The organism is Jeotgalibacillus alimentarius, assembly GCF_000829445.1.
Taxonomy (GTDB): domain Bacteria; phylum Bacillota; class Bacilli; order Bacillales; family Jeotgalibacillaceae; genus Jeotgalibacillus; species Jeotgalibacillus alimentarius.
The window spans coordinates 60303-77297 of record NZ_JXRQ01000025.1; the positions used below are offsets into that span (position 1 = coordinate 60303).

At 45.5% G+C, this 16995-nt stretch carries 16 protein-coding genes and 1 tRNA gene; 3 read left to right on the forward strand and 14 right to left on the reverse strand.

Annotation, left to right across the window (positions count from 1 at the left end; all coding sequences use genetic code 11):
* Positions 1-15 precede the first annotated feature (15 nt).
* From rnr to secG, 3 genes are all read right to left on the reverse strand, one after another.
* Positions 16-2334 carry a ribonuclease R gene (gene rnr, locus KP77_RS12985; RefSeq protein WP_041123157.1) on the reverse strand — a complete coding sequence of 773 codons (2319 nt, stop codon included), beginning with the start codon at positions 2332-2334 and terminating at the stop codon, positions 16-18.
* A gap of 24 nt (positions 2335-2358) precedes the next feature.
* On the reverse strand, positions 2359-3111 hold the full coding sequence (locus KP77_RS12990) for an alpha/beta hydrolase (protein ID WP_041123158.1): 753 nt from the start codon (positions 3109-3111) through the stop codon (positions 2359-2361).
* Positions 3112-3670: 559 nt separating this feature from the next.
* On the reverse strand, positions 3671-3904 hold the full coding sequence (gene secG, locus KP77_RS12995) for a preprotein translocase subunit SecG (protein ID WP_041123159.1): 234 nt from the start codon (positions 3902-3904) through the stop codon (positions 3671-3673).
* Between the two features lie 163 nt (positions 3905-4067).
* On the opposite strand from secG, the gene KP77_RS13000 reads away from it, so the two are divergent.
* Both KP77_RS13000 and KP77_RS13005 read left to right on the forward strand, forming a co-directional pair.
* On the forward strand, positions 4068-5024 hold the full coding sequence (locus KP77_RS13000) for an ATP-binding cassette domain-containing protein (protein ID WP_235420718.1): 957 nt from the start codon (positions 4068-4070) through the stop codon (positions 5022-5024).
* Positions 5017-5808, forward strand: coding sequence for an ABC transporter permease (locus KP77_RS13005; RefSeq protein ID WP_041123161.1), 792 nt, complete (start codon positions 5017-5019; stop codon positions 5806-5808). Before KP77_RS13000 ends, KP77_RS13005 begins: the two co-directional genes overlap by 8 nt.
* Positions 5809-5874: 66 nt before the next feature.
* On the opposite strand, the gene KP77_RS13010 is transcribed toward KP77_RS13005, so the two are convergent.
* From KP77_RS13010 to clpP, 9 genes are all read right to left on the reverse strand, one after another.
* A complete protein-coding gene (locus KP77_RS13010; RefSeq protein ID WP_041123162.1) occupies positions 5875-6312 on the reverse strand; it encodes a cell wall hydrolase in 438 nt (145 codons plus the stop codon).
* Positions 6313-6508: 196 nt separating this feature from the next.
* A complete protein-coding gene (gene eno, locus KP77_RS13015; RefSeq protein WP_041123163.1) occupies positions 6509-7801 on the reverse strand; it encodes a phosphopyruvate hydratase in 1293 nt (430 codons plus the stop codon).
* Between the two features lie 462 nt (positions 7802-8263).
* Entirely contained in the window at positions 8264-9796 is a 1533-nt protein-coding gene (gene gpmI, locus KP77_RS13020; protein WP_041123164.1) for a 2,3-bisphosphoglycerate-independent phosphoglycerate mutase, read from the reverse strand.
* Positions 9789-10550: a triose-phosphate isomerase gene (gene tpiA, locus KP77_RS13025; protein WP_041123165.1), complete on the reverse strand. Its 762-nt coding sequence runs from the start codon at positions 10548-10550 to the stop codon at positions 9789-9791. The genes gpmI and tpiA overlap by 8 nt, the downstream gene beginning before the upstream one ends.
* A 21-nt stretch (positions 10551-10571) precedes the next feature.
* Positions 10572-11756 carry a phosphoglycerate kinase gene (locus KP77_RS13030; protein ID WP_041123166.1) on the reverse strand — a complete coding sequence of 395 codons (1185 nt, stop codon included), beginning with the start codon at positions 11754-11756 and terminating at the stop codon, positions 10572-10574.
* Positions 11757-11895: 139 nt separating this feature from the next.
* The gene (gene gap, locus KP77_RS13035) at positions 11896-12906 is read right to left on the reverse strand and encodes a type I glyceraldehyde-3-phosphate dehydrogenase (RefSeq protein ID WP_041123167.1); all 1011 of its coding nucleotides are present in this window, start codon (positions 12904-12906) and stop codon (positions 11896-11898) included.
* A 56-nt stretch (positions 12907-12962) separates the two neighbouring features.
* Complete coding sequence (locus KP77_RS13040) at positions 12963-13988, reverse strand: sugar-binding transcriptional regulator (RefSeq protein WP_041123168.1); 1026 nt, start codon at positions 13986-13988, stop codon at positions 12963-12965.
* A gap of 176 nt (positions 13989-14164) precedes the next feature.
* Complete coding sequence (locus KP77_RS13045) at positions 14165-14404, reverse strand: glutaredoxin family protein (RefSeq protein WP_041123169.1); 240 nt, start codon at positions 14402-14404, stop codon at positions 14165-14167.
* 167 nt (positions 14405-14571) lie between these two features.
* A complete protein-coding gene (gene clpP, locus KP77_RS13050; protein WP_041123170.1) occupies positions 14572-15174 on the reverse strand; it encodes an ATP-dependent Clp endopeptidase proteolytic subunit ClpP in 603 nt (200 codons plus the stop codon).
* Positions 15175-15398: 224 nt separating this feature from the next.
* Between clpP and KP77_RS13055 the strand changes: the two genes are divergently transcribed.
* Positions 15399-15470, forward strand: a tRNA-Arg gene (locus tag KP77_RS13055).
* Between the two features lie 272 nt (positions 15471-15742).
* On the opposite strand, the gene KP77_RS13060 is transcribed toward KP77_RS13055, so the two are convergent.
* Positions 15743-16000: an HPr family phosphocarrier protein gene (locus KP77_RS13060; RefSeq protein ID WP_041123171.1), complete on the reverse strand. Its 258-nt coding sequence runs from the start codon at positions 15998-16000 to the stop codon at positions 15743-15745.
* 21 nt (positions 16001-16021) lie between these two features.
* Positions 16022-16969, reverse strand: coding sequence for a DNA-binding protein WhiA (gene whiA / locus KP77_RS13065; protein WP_041123172.1), 948 nt, complete (start codon positions 16967-16969; stop codon positions 16022-16024).
* Positions 16970-16995: the final 26 nt, after the last annotated feature.

Consider the following 16995-nt stretch of genomic DNA (forward strand, 5'->3'; position numbering starts at 1 on the left):
CAGACCCCGCGCACCTTACTTTCTCTTCTTCTTTTTATTCTTCTTATTCTTAGGCGCACCTTTATAAAACTTCTTCTTGTCGCCTTTGCCGCCGTCATCACGTTTGCGCTTTTTCTTTCTGTCGCGGTTACTGTCTTTTCCGCGGCCTCGGCTGTCGACAACACGTGCTGTTTCACGGCGGACTCTTGGCGTGCCTTTCATACCGACAATTTCAAAATCAATCGCACGTTCATCTTTATTAACGTTCACAACGCGGATAGAAATCTCATCACCGATTCTAAAGACATTGCCTGTCCGCTCACCGATCATCGCCATATGACGTTCATCAAAGCGGTAATAGTCGTCAGTCATGTAGCTGACGTGCACAAGACCTTCAATCGTATTAGACAGCTCTACAAAGATACCAAAGTTCGTAACAGATGAAATGACGCCGTCAAACTCTTCGCCAATCTTATCCATCATATACTCAGCTTTTTTCAGCTCGTCCGTTTCACGTTCAGCATCAACTGCGCGTCGCTCGCGACCTGACGTATGTGCAGCAATTTCAGGCAGCTGTTCAGACCATCTGCGCTGCGTCTTTTCGTCTACCTTTTTGTTAATCAGATATGTTCTGATCAGGCGGTGAACGATTAAGTCAGGATAACGTCTGATTGGTGAAGTGAAGTGCGTATAGAAATCAGTCGCCAGACCAAAGTGACCCAGGCTGTTTTCATCATACTTCGCCTGCTGCATAGAGCGCAGCATCATCGTTGAAATGACCATTTCTTCAGGTGTGCCCTGAATATCATCAATGATTTCCTGAAGCGCACGCGGATGTACTTCATTACCTGTACCTTTGACCGTAATACCGAAGTTCGTGATGAACTCAAAGAAACGCTCGAGCTTCTCAGCCTTTGGATCCTCGTGAATACGGTAAATGAACGGCAGGTTCATCCAGTGGAAATGTTCAGCAACCGTTTCGTTTGCTGCAAGCATGAATTCCTCAATCAGCTTTTCACCGACAGAGCGCTCACGGATTCCGATCTCAGTCGGATTTCCTTCCTCATCGACGAGCACTTTTGCTTCTTTAAAATCAAAGTCAATTGCCCCGCGGTCAAAACGCTTACCGCGCAGAATTGCTGCAAGCTTTTCCATCTCACGGAACATTGGCACAAGCGGCTCATATTTTTCAATCAGCGCTTCATCTTCATCAACAAGAATTTTATTCACATCAGAATACGTCATCCGCTCATTTGTACGGATCACACTTTGGAAAATATCGTGTTTTATCACGCCGCCGTTCTGGTCGATTTCCATCTCACACGACAGTGTCAGACGGTCCACTTTCGGATTCAGTGAACAAATTCCGTTTGACAGTCTGTGTGGAATCATTGGAATCACGCGGTCCACGAGGTAGACACTTGTCCCCCGCTCATATGCTTCTTCATCAATTGGGGAATGTTCTGTTACGTAATGGCTGACGTCCGCAATGTGAACGCCAAGCTTATAGTTTCCGTTATCCAGTCTGCTGAGTGAAATCGCATCATCAAGGTCCTTCGCATCTGCCCCATCAATTGTAACGGTTGTCACGTCCCGGAGATCACGACGGTCTTTCAAATCTGCCGGATCAATCTCATCAGGCACATCATTTGCCTGCTGGATCACTTCATCCGGGAACTCGATTGTAATGCCATGCTTATGAATAATCGACAGGATATCCACACCCGGGTCATTTTTATGACCGAGGATCTGAATCACTTCACCTTCAGCACTGTTGCGGCCATCAGGATAAGCAGTAATTTCAACGATTACCTTATGTCCTTCAACTGCCCCTTTACTTCCTTCTTTCGGAATAAAGATATCACTTGTCATTTTTTTATCATCCGGCATGACAAAACCGAAGTTTTTACTTTCTGTATACGTTCCGACAACCTGTTTTGTGCCGCGCTCAAGGATCCGGACAACCGTTCCTTCTTCGCGGTCCCCTCTTGATTCACGGGACACACGCACCATCACTTTATCTCCGTGCATGGCGTGTGCGGATTCATTTGGCGGAATAAAGATATCTTTCCTGCCAGGCTCATCAGGAATAAGGAAAGCGAACCCTTTCGCATGTCCTGAAAGCGTTCCGCGTACCAGATTCATTTTCTCAGGAAGTCCGTAACGGTTGCTTCTCGTTCTGACGATTTCACCTTTTTCCTCTAAAATCACAAGTGACTTTACAAGGGCTTTGAAATCAGCAGAATCATGAATACCGAACGATTCCTCGAGCTCCTGCACTGTCAGCGGTTTATATGCTTCCTCCCGCATAAATGTCAGCAGCTTGTCTTTCATTATCATCACCGATTCTTCCATCGACGACCCCTCCATTTTCAGCTGTTATTTTTCAACTGACCAGTCAAGGGAATCAAGAAATGCCAGCACATCTTCATGCAGCTGCTCCTTCTCTTTATCAAGCGTAATCACGTGGCCTGACTCCTCATACCATTTCAGCTTCTTCTGATCAGTTTCGATGCCTTCATAGATAATATTGGCTGAATCTGTGTTAATCATGTGATCATGTCTGCCCTGCACAACAAAAGTTGGCGTATAGATCATATCCACAGAATTTCTCACATCACCGATCAGTTCCTGAAGTGCCTTCAGCGTATTCATCGGCGTCTTTTCAAAATCCTTCATTTCAGCTTCAATCTGATCCTCATCTTTTTTCTCATACTTCTTAAATTCGCGGGCGTACTCTAAAACTCCTTTGTACATCACTTCTTCACTCTTAATGTACATCGGCGCACACATTGTCACGATACCCTTTACAGGAGCAGTGTAACCTAACTTCAGTGAAAATACACCGCCAAGTGAAAGTCCCGCAACTGCAATTTCTTCATAGCCCTGACTCTTCAGGTGCTCATAGCCTGCTTCAACGTCCTTCCACCAGTCTTCAGGACCTGTCTCAACAAGTTCCTCCGGTGGTACGCCATGCCCTTTATAATGAGGGGCGTGCGACGTGTAGCCATTTTTTTCTAAAAAGCGGCCAAGCATTCTTACGTCGGAAGAATTACCTGTAAAACCGTGCAGTAAAAGCACCGCACGCTTCCCGCCTTCAAATGTAAATGGTTTTGGTAAATTCAATTTCATTTTTCGTCACTCCAATTGCAATTTCATCTTGTTCTATTTTAGTAGAAAACGCGCCGGAAAGCTATTTGTGCGCATTTCAATTCTTTCAGAGCGGACTTGCAGGCGGGGAGAGACTGCTGGTTGCAGGGTTTCCGCTGGTGGTTGCAGTGTTTTGCGGCGTGAGTGCACGACACACCCGGGTTGACTGCAGTGAGACAGCTTCCGGTTGCAGTGAGACGCCATTTGACTGCAGTTATTAGCCACGTTGATACAGAATACGCCGGTGATATCCGGCTTCTTAATGGTTGGATCTCTTTCAATAAGGTTTGAGTATTCACAACTTATTGTAAACCACACAAGTTGAGCGGAGCGGAAGGGGGGCGACTCCAACGGGAGCAGACGGATAGGTGAGACCCCGCAAAGCGAAGCTTGAGGAGGCTCACCGCCGTCCCCGCGGAAAGCGTCCCCCTGCAGCGCAGCTCAACGGTTACATCCACCACTCAATTTATATCGAGCCATCCCAATTAGTTTTATCAAACAAAAAAATAAAAACCCGACCATCCGATCGGGTTTCAAGCATTTATTTTACAACAAAGGCAACTGAAATCGTCAGAACGAAAAACAGTACCGAAAGAACAATTGTAATACGGTTTAAAACAAGATCAATCCCACGTGCTTTCTGCTTGCCGAAAAGCTGCTCAGCTCCACCTGAAATGGCGCCTGAAAGACCAGAACTTTTACCTGACTGCAGAAGAACCACGACGATCAACGAGATACATACAATGACTAATAGGACAGTTAATAATGTTTCCATATGTTCCACCTCCTGAACCGACCTTACACTCGTACCATTTTATCATACGCCCATAAGGCATACAATCTTTGTTTTTGTCATTATTTAAAAACACTCAAATTTGTCAGAAAACTGAATTAGGCATAGAATAATATCAAAACTGACACAAATGTCGGGAGGTTCGATGATGAACGGTACAATCCATGTTGAAAATATCGAAAAAACATTTAAAGGTGATGTGAGAGCTGTCAGGGGTGTATCTTTTGACGTTGCAGACGGGGAATTCTTCGCATTTCTCGGACCCAATGGAGCTGGCAAATCAACAACAGTACAGCTGCTGACAACGCTGCTGAAACCCACTTCAGGCAAGCTTGAAGTGGCAGGTTATGATGTGAATAAGGATCCTGAAAAGGTAAGGCTCTCTATTGGCGTCGCACTTCAGGAAACCGGCATTGATCCCGACTTAAAAGGACGGGAACTGCTTGAGTTTCAGGCAAGACTGTTCGGTTTTTCAAAAAAGGAAGCCAAAAAACGGGCTGAAGAGCTGCTGGAACTCGTTGGTCTAACTGAAGACGCTGACCGCCTCAGCGGAAAGTATTCAGGCGGTATGAGACGAAGACTGGATCTTGCGATGACGCTTGTGCATCAGCCGAAAATTCTGTTTCTTGATGAACCGACGACAGGACTTGATCCCGCAAACCGAAAAGCGATCTGGCGTGAGATTAAGCGGCTGAATAAAGAAGAAGGTACCACCATCTTTTTAACAACGCAGTACTTAGAAGAAGCTGATCAGCTTGCTGACAGAATCTCAATTATTAATAAAGGGCAGATTGTCGCTACTGGAACACCTGCTGAACTGAAGCGTACACTCGGACTAGATGCCATTGTTCTGCAGTTTGATGAAGAGGAGGAAGCAATCAGCGCGTACGATGCAGTAGCTACTGATGAGTATCAGACTGAACGCGTGAAAAATGATGTGACAATCCTTGCTGAAAATGGTACGTCTATTTTAGCTGATGTGATCAGAAAGCTTGATGAGCGGAATCTTCATCCTGCGCAGCTGAACGTTAAGCCGCCTTCCCTGGATGATGTATTTATTCAGGTAACCAATGAACAGAAAGAAGGTGGACTCAATGAATAAGCAGCAGGGTAATTTCTTTTCAGATACGCTAGTGATGACAAAGCGGAGTATTGTCACGATTCTCAGAAATCCTCTGATCTTTATTCCAAACCTTGCGATCAGTATGTTTTTTCTTTTTGTCTATGAAGCCGGGCTGAGCGGAATCGCCAATCTGCCTGCATTTGAAGGGGCAAATTATCTTGCTTTCATCTTACCTGTTTCTATTGTATCTGCTGCCATTGGTGGAGCGGGCGGCGCTGGCCAGGCGCTTGTGAAGGATCTTGATAACGGATTTTTCTCAAGGCTCCTGCTAACACCCAGCTCACGGCTTGCGATTGTGCTTGGGCCGATTATTGCCGGAATGCTTCAGCTTGTTATTCAGGCCGGGCTGATCATTTGCGTCGGATTCTTCTTAGGACTTGAGGTAGCCGGAGGAGCGCTTGGTGTTGTAGTTGTCTTATTACTGACACTTGGCTGGGGACTGGCGTTTGCAGGTTACTCTGTCGGCGTTGCGCTCCGTGCGAAGAATGCCCAGTCAGCGCAGGCAGGAACGTTTATCTTCTTCCCGCTGATTTTTCTCAGTACCACATTTGTTCCATATGAACTGATTGATGCTGCCTGGTTAAAGGTCGCTGCGTCAATCAATCCAGTGACTTATTTATTTGAAGCGATGCGTACGGTGTTGATTGACGGTTTCACAGACACTTGGCCGATTGTGCTCGGATTTCTTGTCATTGCAGGTCTATGCGCCATCACGATCACATTCTCAGCTGTTTCAGCTAAAAAAGCTGTCAGTACGGATTAAGACAGAGAAAAGCGGCTGCACGCGGCAGCCGCTTATTCTATATGAGCGAATCAGAGTATATGTGCTCTACCTATAAACACTATCACACGTATTCGCCTGCGGTTCATAGTAACAATGCTGCTTGAACTGTCCTGAGAAAGGCTGGTCATACCATGTCGGCGGACAAGGTGCATATGGATTAAAGTACCACAGCGCATACTTAGAAGGATGCTGCCTCCACGACTGCACAACCTGCCTTGCTAAGTCTCTCTCCAAATCTCTTGCCGGACTGTAAAACAGATTGCCTTTCTGCACGGCTTCAAAAGAATAATTTCCACCCTGAATCTGAAAGATCACATCATTGATCGTTCTGACATCCCTGAAATCAAGACAATCCGCTACTGCCCTGTTGACGATCACATTGCCAACCATCAGCATACCCAGCTTTCCTTCTCCCTCAGCTTCAGCTCTCATCATCCTTGCGATCAAATCAATATCCTTACTGGTATGTTTCACTCTCGCCACGTTTTTCACCTCTCAATCATTGTATGAAAAACGCTTTGAAAGATGTCTTTTTGCAGGTGAGGCGCAAGGGGCACAGCAGGGACGGAGCTGAGTGTGCCACATTTGTAATGATTTTAAAAATGGCACAGATACCTCCGTCCCTGCTGTGCCGCCAAAAAAATCCCCTCTGCCATCGCTGACAGAAGGGATTTTAATATTAGCGTAAGTTATAAAATGTTTTAGCACCAAGATACTGTGCTGTAGCCCCAAGCTGATCTTCGATACGAAGAAGCTGATTGTACTTCGCAACGCGGTCAGTACGTGAAGGAGCCCCAGTCTTGATTTGTCCTGCATTTGTAGCAACTGCGATGTCAGCGATTGTAGCATCTTCAGTTTCACCAGAACGGTGAGAGATAACTGCAGTGTAACCTGCACGCTTCGCCATTTCGATTGCATCAAATGTTTCAGTCAGTGTACCGATCTGGTTCACTTTGATCAGGATTGAGTTACCAATACCCTGCTCGATACCGCGAGAAAGTTTTTCAGTGTTTGTAACGAACAGATCGTCACCTACAAGCTGAACTTTGTCGCCGATCTTTTCAGTTAACAGCTTGAACCCATCCCAGTCGTTTTCATCAAGGCCGTCCTCGATTGATACGATTGGATACTTGTCAGCCATTTCAGCATACCAGTTCACCATTTCTTCAGAAGACTTCACAACGCCTTCTCCAGAAAGGTGGTACTTGCCATCTTCTTTATTGAAGATCTCAGAAGCAGCTACGTCCATTGCAAGAAGAACCTGTTCTCCCGGCTTGTATCCAGCTTTTTCGATTGCTTCAATAATTGTTGATAGAGCTTCTTCGTTTGAACCAAGGTTTGGAGCGAATCCACCTTCATCACCAACAGCAGTGTTAAGACCTTTGTCTTTAAGAACTGATTTTAGTGAATGGAAGATTTCTGCACCCATACGAAGTCCTTCACGGAATGTTTCCGCGCCAACTGGCATAACCATGAACTCCTGGATATCCACGTTGTTATCAGCGTGCTCTCCACCATTCAGGATATTCATCATTGGTACCGGAAGCTGCTTCGCATTGAATCCGCCAAGATACTGATAAAGTGGTACATCAAGGTAATCTGCTGCTGCGTGTGCAACTGCCATAGATACACCAAGAATTGCGTTAGCACCTAATTTACCTTTGTTTTCAGTACCATCAAGCTCGATCATTGCATGGTCGATTGATACCTGATCAAGTACTGAATAGCTATCGATTAGTTCAGGCGCGATCACGTTATTTACGTTTTCTACTGCCTGAAGAACACCTTTACCAAGGAAGCGGTCCTTGTCACCGTCACGAAGTTCTACTGCTTCATATTCACCTGTTGAAGCACCTGATGGAACAAGTGCACGGCCAAACGCGCCGCTTTCAGTGTAAACTTCAACTTCTACTGTTGGATTACCGCGTGAATCGATTACTTCACGTGCGTATACATCTACGATAAATGGCATGTTAAAATCTCTCCTCTTTTTAAATGATTTTTCGGGATAGTTTGCTTTCAATACTTAGTCCGCTGATTTCCGCTGCAGGCGGACGCTTTCCGCGGGAACGGCGGTGAGCCTCCTCGCGCTTCGCGCTGCGGGGTCTCACCTGTCCGTTTTATCCCGCTGGAGTCACCGCCTTTCGCTCCAATCAACTTTGTGCATAAAACTTTCATGTCAATGTTACTCAGCAGGCCGGAAGTTACGCTGCGTCAGCAACTTTATAACTGATTCTTTCATGTGTACGAAACAAAGTCCGGAAGATCCTTTGCTTCCCTTACTATAGAAGTATCCAGCAGATCGAAGCGGAAGGCAGTGACTCCGGAGCGATAAGTGGGACAGCTGAGACCCCACAGGCGAAGCCGAGGAGGCTCAGCGACCACCGCTCGGAAAGCATCTGCCTGGAGCGTAGATCTGCGGTTATTATAAACCCTACTTCTTAATAAGCGACTCACCAGTCATTTCTTCAGGCTTTTCAACCTTCAGCAACTCAAGCATCGTCGGTGCAAGGTCGCCGAGAATTCCGCCTTCGCGAAGTTCCACGCCTTCCTTCGTTACAATTACCGGTACAGGATTTGTCGTGTGCGCAGTCATCGGCTTATCTTCAGAAGTGATCACTTCATCCGAATTACCATGGTCTGCTGTGATTATGGCATGTCCGCCTTTTTCAAGAATCAGATCAACAATCTTACCAAGACATTCGTCTACAGCTTCAATTGCTTTAACAGTCGGCTCAAGCATACCGCTGTGGCCGACCATATCCGGATTCGCAAAGTTCAGCAGGATCGCATCAAATCGGTCTTCATTGATTGCATCAAGTAACGCGTCCGTCACTTCATATGCACTCATTTCAGGCTTCAGATCATACGTTGCCACTTTAGGTGAATCAATCAGGATGCGCTCTTCGCCCGGGAATTCTTCTTCACGTCCGCCGCTCATAAAGAACGTTACGTGAGGATACTTTTCCGTTTCAGCAATACGCAGCTGCGTAAGACCTTCGGCTGACAGCACTTCACCAATTGTGTTTTTCAAATCTTTTGCTTTGAATGCGACATCAGCGCGCACTTTATCACTATAGTGCGTGAAACTGACGAATTGCAGATTCTCAGGCTTGTTCTGACCAAGGTCAAATCCTTTAAAATCAGGGTTTGTGAGTGCAGTTGACATTTGAATTGCACGGTCAGGACGGAAGTTGAAGAAGATCACTGAATCCTGACTTTCAATTCTGCCAACCGGCTCACCATTCTTTTCGATGACAAAAGGAATAACAAACTCATCATATACTTCTTCATCATATGACGCCTGAATGCCTTCAGCCGCGGAATCAAACGTTGGACCAGTTCCATCAACCATTACACGGTATGACTTTTCAACGCGCTCCCAGCGGTTGTCACGGTCCATTGCATAATAACGGCCGGAAATTGAAGCGAACTCGCCAACGCCGATCTCTTTCATTCTTTCTTCAGCATCCGCAATATACTGAAGACCTGATGAAGGAGCCACGTCGCGTCCATCTAAAAATCCGTGTACGTACACTTTTGTCAGACCATTCTCTTTTGCAAGCTCAAGCAGTGCAAAGAGGTGTTCGTAATGACTGTGTACGCCGCCGTCAGAAAGCAGCCCCATAATATGAAGTGCTTTGTTGTGACGCTTTGCATTGTCAACTGCGCGAAGAAATTCCGGGATAGAATAAAACTCTTTATCGCGAATTGAAATGTTAATGCGCGTCAGGTTCTGATAGACTGTGCGCCCGGCGCCGATATTTAAGTGACCAACCTCTGAGTTACCCATCTGCCCATCCGGAAGTCCAACAGCTTCACCGCATGCTGTCAGTGTATTGTGGGGATAGTTTTCCCAGTAGCGGTCAAAATTCGGCTTGTTAGCCTTAGCTACTGCATTACCTTTTGTTTCGTCACGCAGTGCAAAACCGTCAAGAATGATTAAAGCAACTGGCGATTTACGCATTTGCGCCAGCCTCCACTAGTGCAAGGAATGAATCTGCTTCAAGGCTTGCACCGCCGACAAGTGCTCCGTCGATATCGCTTTGTGCCATGTACTCTTCAATGTTAGCAGGCTTAACGCTGCCGCCATACTGAATACGTACTGCTTCTGCAGCAGCTTCTGACACAGTTGAAGCAACAACTGAACGGATATGTGCACATACTTCATTTGCATCTTGTGCAGTTGAAGATTTACCAGTGCCGATCGCCCAGATAGGCTCGTATGCAATCACTGTCTGTTTTACCTGTTCTTCAGATAACCCTTCAAGTGCAGCCTTTACCTGTCCGCCGACAAAGTCTTTTGTTTCGTTGTTTTCACGCTGATCAAGAGACTCGCCTACACATACGATGGGTGTAAGTCCGTGCTTGAATGCAGCATGTGTCTTCTTGTTCACTGACTCATCCGTTTCATTGAACATGTCACGGCGTTCAGAGTGTCCAAGAATCACATATTGTACACCAAGGTCCTGAAGTGCCACAGGGCTTGTTTCGCCTGTGAATGCTCCGTTTTCCTCAAAGTGCATGTTCTGGGCACCAACAGCAGCTTCTGAATCCTTCGTCAGATCCACAAGGTTTGCTAAAAACAGTGCCGGTGAACAGATTACAGCATCAACCTTCTCTTTTGAAGGTACTTTTGAAGCAACTTCTTCAGTAAAAGCTTTCGCCTCAGATGCTGTTTTATTCATTTTCCAGTTTCCTGCAATAATCGGTTTACGCATTGAAAATCATCCTTTCCCGGTTTACTTATCGTTTAGTGCGACAACGCCTGGAAGATCTTTACCTTCCATAAACTCAAGAGAGGCACCGCCACCTGTTGAAATATGACTCATTTTATCAGCCATGCCGAACTTTTCGACTGCTGCAGCTGAGTCTCCTCCACCGATGACAGAATATGTATCCTGTGCATCAGCAAGGGCCTGTCCTACCGCCTTTGTACCATTTGCAAATGAATCAAGTTCAAATACACCCATTGGTCCATTCCAGATCACAAGCTTTGACTGAAGGATCACGTCACGGTACAATTCGCGTGTTTTCGGTCCGATATCAAGACCTTCCCAGTCTGATGGAATTTCATCAACAGGAACTTCTTTAATATTGGCATCGTCAGAGAAATCATCCGCTACCACGATATCGACCGGCATATAGAACTTCACGCCTTTGTCTTCTGCTTTTTTCATAAATTCTTTGGCAAGATCAATCTTGTCTTCTTCTAAAAGTGATTTTCCGATTTCGTGGCCCTGTGCTTTTACAAACGTATAAGCAAGTCCGCCGCCGATAATCAGGTTATCCACCTTATCAAGAAGGTGATCGATCACACCGATCTTATCTTTTACTTTCGCTCCGCCAATAATCGCTGTGAACGGACGCTCCGGATTAGATAATGCTTTACCTAGCACGTCAAGCTCTTTTTCCATCAGCAGACCTGATACAGCCGGAAGATGTTCTGCGATACCTGCAGTTGAAGCGTGTGCGCGGTGTGCTGCACCGAATGCATCATTAACATACACATCTGCAAGGTTAGCAAAATGCTTCGCAAGCTCAGCGTCGTTTTTCTCCTCGCCAGGATAGAAACGTACATTTTCAAGAACAAGAATGTCGCCTTCTTCTAATGAAGAGACAGCTTCTTCCGCCTTTTCACCGTATGCTTCTTCAACTGTTTTCACATCTTTTCCAATCAGTGAAGACAGATGTGCAGCGACGGGTGCAAGACGAAGTTCTTCAACAACTTCACCTTTAGGACGTCCCAGGTGACTCGCTAAAATGACTTTAGCTCCTGCTTCTGTTAAATACTTGATCGTAGGAAGGGCTGCGCGAACGCGTGTGTCGTCAGTTACTTCTCCGTCCTTCATCGGCACGTTAAAGTCGACGCGGCAAAATACCCGTTTCCCTTTAAGATCAACATCTTTCATGCTTTTCTTATTCATTGAATCCAGGCCTCCTTCAAATATTGGCAAGCGGATGAAAAAAGGGAGTGGGGATCATTCCCCGCTCCCCGTTTCACCCTCTTATTATAAGGGATGACCAGTCGAAAGACCAATCATACTCTATTTTCAACCGTAATGCTTACAGTCCTTTAGCAGCCATGTAAGCAGCAAGGTCTACACAACGGTTTGAGTAACCAGTTTCGTTATCGTACCAAGAAAGTACTTTTACCATGTTATCTTCAAGAACCATAGTAGAAAGACCATCTACGATTGAAGAGTTTGTGTTGCCATTGTAGTCAGTTGATACAAGTGGCTCGTCGCTGTATGCAAGGATTCCTTTAAGGTTGCCTTCAGCAGCTTCTTTAAGTGCACCATTAATTTCATCAGCTGTTACGTTCTTATCCAGCTCAACTACAAGGTCAACTAGTGATACGTTAGGCGTTGGTACACGCATAGCCATACCATTCAGCTTGCCTTCAAGTTCTGGAAGTACAAGAGATACTGCTTTTGCAGCTCCAGTTGAAGTTGGGATAATGTTTTCAGCAGCTGCACGCGCACGACGGTAGTCTTTGTGTGGCAGGTCAAGAATCTGCTGGTCATTTGTGTATGAGTGAACTGTTGTCATCATACCGCGCTTGATACCGAACTTGTCGTTAAGAACCTTCGCATATGGTGCAAGGCAGTTCGTTGTACAAGAAGCGTTAGAGATAACGTTGTGGCTTGCAGGGTCATACTTGTCTTCGTTAACACCCATAACCACTGTAAGATCTTCACCGTTCGCTGGTGCAGAGATGATTACTTTCTTCGCTCCGCCTTCAAGGTGCTTGGCAGCAGCTTCACCTTTAGTGAAGATACCAGTTGATTCGATTACGATCTCAACGCCAAGGTCTCCCCATGGAAGGTTTGCAGGGTCACGTTCAGCAAGTACTTTTACTTTGTGTCCGTCAACAAGAAGGTTATCATCGCCATCAACTTCTACTTTCTGATCTAGTTTGCCGTGAACTGAGTCATACTGTAGAAGGTGTGCAAGCATATTTGCATCAGTAAGGTCGTTAACTGCTACAACCTCTACGTCCGGGTTGTTGAGTGCTGCACGGTATACGTTACGTCCGATACGTCCAAATCCGTTAATTCCAATTTTCACTGTCATGAATAATTCCTCCTTAGAATGTTTGGGGATGGTGCTTTAATATATTTCAAAAGGGCTTACCCTTTCAAAAGCTCTTTTGCTACTCCCTCATCTGTAATCAGCGTTGAGGAAGTCTGTGGTGCGCCTTTAAAATAAGCGCGGATTGCCTGTGCCTTGGAGTGACCTCCGGCAACGGCAAATACGTTAGGTACATCGCTGAGATCCTTCAGCTGAAGCCCGATGGTTTTTACTTTATGGACGATATTGCCTTCCACATCAAAATAATAACCGAATGCTTCGCCAACAGCCTGTCCATATGAAATTGTACGAAAATGCTCTTCAGAAGTATTACGGCGCTTTGCCATTGTATGCGCATCGCCAATTCCGTGAAGCACAAGGTCTGCTGAAGTAATGAGTGACATCACTTCTTTAATCGCAGGCTCTTTCGTAATGGTTTCATAGACTTCCCGGCTGACCTGATCCGGCACATATAGGACTCTGTGCCTCGCACCTGATTTGAGTGCCATCGTCGAGCAGATTGTATTCGCCTGGTTCTGAACATCCTCACCAATACCGCCACGCGCCGGTACAAATAATGTTTCCGGTGTGGCAAAATCAGGCGTCAGCATGCCCGCTACTGCAGACATTGTTGTCCCACCGGTCACTGCAATCACTGTGTCAGTGCCGACATAAGGCTTCATACTCTGTATTGCTGCCCGGCCAAGCTCTTCCTTTACCCACGGCGAATCGTCACTGTCACCGGGTACGATCATAACCTCTTTGACTTTGAGCATCTCTTTTAATGATCGCTCCATTAAGGTTATACCCGATATCTCATTGATCATGCGTTCAAGTGGGATAAGAATTTCCATTCCATCCTTGGTCAGGCTCATGCCTGAAGAATGAATGTGGATCAGATCCTGAGCTTTTAACTGCTCAACCTCTTTCCTCAAAACCCGCTCTGTCATACCAAGAGACTGTGCAAGACTTCTTCTGCCGACAGGCTGTAAAAACCTGACTGACCTCAAAACCTGGTACTTTAGTTGAATCTCATCAAGCAGGTCAGGCACCAGACGCTTTTGGATGTCAATAATGTTTGCCATATCAAAGCTCCTTTTCAGTGAAACATCACTTCAAGGCCCGGCAATATCCTGACATCGAAGTGTTCCTGGTCATTTTTTGTCCCGCATAGACATATTATGTCCCATCCAGACCAAAAAAAGATCCCTGCTACAACTCTAATCATAGCAAGGTTCTTAGAACGTTTCAAGAAATAAAGTCAAGACATTTTTTGAAAACGTTTACTTATTGTCACAAAATCAATATTACCCGCCTGGATGATTTCACCGCCAACTTCCACTACAGGAATCATCAGCCCGTACTTTTCAGTCCATTCATCAGACGTATCAATATCGCGCTCTTCTATTTCAAAATCGTGATCCTCCTGCGCCAATTCAAGCATTAACTTACCCTCTTCACATAATCCGCAGTTATTGCGGGTGTAGAAATGTACGATCATAGGTATCACCTCTGTTGGTTTCGGTTTATTACATTATTTGGGTGGCACAGTAGGGACGGAGCTTAGTGAGTCATTTTTAGAATGATTCTAAAAGTGGCACAGTTAACTCCGTCCCCCTGTGCCTCAATATAAAACCGGTCCCTCACAAGAGAGACCGGCCCGTAAAATTATTTTTTGTCTTCAGCAAGCTTATTGCGGTCCATGATCTGGTCAACAAGACCATATTCAAGTGCACGCTCAGCAGTCATGAAGTTGTCGCGGTCAGTATCTTTCGCAATTGTATCGAAATCCTGACCAGTGCGCTCAGCAAGAATCTTGTTCAGCTTTTCGCGAAGGAACAGAATACGTTTTGCTGCGATATCAATTTCAGTTGCCTGACCCTGTGCGCCGCCAAGTGGCTGGTGAATCATCACTTCAGCATTTGGAAGTGCATAACGGTGGCCTTTTTCACCTGCAGCTAATAGGAATGCCCCCATTGATGCTGCCATACCGATACAGATTGTGTGTACTTTTGGCTTAATAAACTGCATTGTATCGTAGATTGCCATACCCGCTGTAATGCTTCCGCCAGGGCTGTTGATGTAAAGGTAGATATCTTTATCCGGATTGTCCGCTTCAAGGAATAGCAGCTGAGAAACGATTGAGTTCGCAACGTTATCGTCAATTCCGCTTCCAAGCATAACAATACGGTCTTTCAGCAGGCGTGAATAAATGTCATAAGCACGCTCACCGCGGTTAGTCTGTTCAATAACTGTAGGAATTAAATTCATTGATAAATCCTCCCTTTAACGATCTTTGATGGTGTTGCAACAATATGTACTGTCATCTTACAATGAAGGTCAAATAAGGTCAAACAAAATGACTTATTCGTTCTTCCTTTCATCATACCCATCTGAGCGGCTGATTAACAAGTCTAAACCTTCTTCTTTCCTATAAAACTTCGCTTGCATTCCGAAAACTCCTTTATTATAATAGAAAAGCATTGTAAAAACGTGCCCTCGTAGTTTAATGGATATGACGCAAGATTCCGGTTCTTGAGATAGGGGTTCGATTCCCTTCGAGGGCGTACAGTTAGCCGATCACTCTGATGAGTGGTCGGCTTTTTTGTTGGGTATTCAGTGGTTTGGGGTTAGGAGGTAGCGGTGTGTGCTAAGAAGGTAGCTTTTTTCGCTCGACAGGTAGCAATCTGCGCTCAGGTGGTAGCGATACACCCGGACGCTTGTAGCATTCACCTCAGAAGAGTGTCATATCCACTGGACTCAATGCTGCAACTCCAGCCCGATTCTTAATAGAGTACGTAAAAACCCCTCTCCAGCAATGCCGGATAAGGGGTCCTTATCAATTTTCTTTTTCCACGTACTCAGCAAGCGTTTGCATAGCAGCTTCTTCATCATTGCCATCTGTGATTAACGTGAAGGTCTCACCTGTGCCGAGTGCCAGACTCATCAGTCCCATGATGCTTTTGGCGTTTACTTTCTTGTTGTCCTTTTCAATAAACACTTCTGCCTGAAACTTTGTTGCTTCCTGAACGAAGATGGATGCAGGCCTCGCCTGCAATCCACTTTTCAACTTAACTGTCACTACTTTTTGCTGCATCTGATCTCCCCCTGCCTGAATTTAACTTTGTACCATTTCTCCTTTACGAAGCTTTTCTGCTATCTGATCAATCTTTCTGAGACGGTGGTTAATTCCGGACTTGCTGACAGCGCCGCCGGAGACCATTTCACCAAGCTCTTTTAACGTTACATCCTGATAGGCAACTCTGAGTTCCGCGATTTCACGGAGCTTGTCAGGCAGGATGCCAAGGCCTGCTGTACGTTCAATAAAACGGATATTCTCCACCTGTCTGAGTGCTGCACCAATCGTCTTATTCAGATTTGCTGTTTCACAATTCACAAGACGGTTCACAGAGTTTCTCATATCTCTGACAATCCGTACATCCTCAAAACGCAACAGCGCCTGGTGTGCACCGATCAGGCTGAAAAATTCAGTGATTTTCTCAGCTTCCTTCAGATAGGTGACAAATCCTTTTTTGCGTTCAATCGTTTTACTGTTGAGATTGAACTGGTTCATCAGATTGGCCAGTGAATCATTATGCTCTTCATAAAGCGTGAAAATTTCAAGGTGATAAGAAGATGTTTCAGGGTTGTTTACTGAACCGCCTGCTAAGAATGCGCCTCTCAGATAAGCACGCTGACAGCATTTCTTACCGATTGTGGCAGGTGAAATATCATGGTTCAGACTGAAGCCTTCACCGAGGATATTCAGATCTTCAAGTATATCGCGCGCCTGTTCGGCGATTCTGACGATATAGACATTGTTTTTCTTCAGCCGCATCTTTTTACGGACGAGCAGCTCTACCTGCACAGTATAATTCTTTTTAATAAGCGTATAGATTCTGCGGGCAATTGCCGCATTTTCTGTTTGAATATTAACGATTAAGACTCTGTTTGAAAAAGACAGTGTTCCGTTCATTCTGATCAGCGCGGATAATTCTGCTTTTGAACAGCAATCATTTGCCTCAATCTGGGTGAGTTCTTTTTTCGTTTCTGACGCAAACGACATATGTCTTTTCCGCCTCCCTCTTTCAC

Bases quoted from the DNA above. Each gene is read 5' to 3' on its own strand.
- KP77_RS13000 (WP_235420718.1), top strand. From the start codon at position 4,068: ATGATGAACGGTACAATCCATGTTGAAAATATCGAAAAAACATTTAAA.
- gap (WP_041123167.1), bottom strand. From the start codon at position 12,906: ATGACAGTGAAAATTGGAATTAACGGATTTGGACGTATCGGACGTAAC.
- secG (WP_041123159.1), bottom strand. From the start codon at position 3,904: ATGGAAACATTATTAACTGTCCTATTAGTCATTGTATGTATCTCGTTG.
- KP77_RS13030 (WP_041123166.1), bottom strand. From the start codon at position 11,756: ATGAATAAGAAAAGCATGAAAGATGTTGATCTTAAAGGGAAACGGGTA.
- eno (WP_041123163.1), bottom strand. From the start codon at position 7,801: ATGCCATTTATCGTAGATGTATACGCACGTGAAGTAATCGATTCACGC.
- rnr (WP_041123157.1), bottom strand. From the start codon at position 2,334: ATGGAAGAATCGGTGATGATAATGAAAGACAAGCTGCTGACATTTATG.
- gpmI (WP_041123164.1), bottom strand. From the start codon at position 9,796: ATGCGTAAATCGCCAGTTGCTTTAATCATTCTTGACGGTTTTGCACTG.
- KP77_RS13060 (WP_041123171.1), bottom strand. From the start codon at position 16,000: ATGCAGCAAAAAGTAGTGACAGTTAAGTTGAAAAGTGGATTGCAGGCG.
- KP77_RS12990 (WP_041123158.1), bottom strand. From the start codon at position 3,111: ATGAAATTGAATTTACCAAAACCATTTACATTTGAAGGCGGGAAGCGT.
- clpP (WP_041123170.1), bottom strand. From the start codon at position 15,174: ATGAATTTAATTCCTACAGTTATTGAACAGACTAACCGCGGTGAGCGT.
- KP77_RS13040 (WP_041123168.1), bottom strand. From the start codon at position 13,988: ATGGCAAACATTATTGACATCCAAAAGCGTCTGGTGCCTGACCTGCTT.
- tpiA (WP_041123165.1), bottom strand. From the start codon at position 10,550: ATGCGTAAACCGATTATTGCAGGAAACTGGAAAATGAATAAAACAGCA.
- whiA (WP_041123172.1), bottom strand. From the start codon at position 16,969: ATGTCGTTTGCGTCAGAAACGAAAAAAGAACTCACCCAGATTGAGGCA.
- KP77_RS13045 (WP_041123169.1), bottom strand. From the start codon at position 14,404: ATGATCGTACATTTCTACACCCGCAATAACTGCGGATTATGTGAAGAG.
- KP77_RS13005 (WP_041123161.1), top strand. From the start codon at position 5,017: ATGAATAAGCAGCAGGGTAATTTCTTTTCAGATACGCTAGTGATGACA.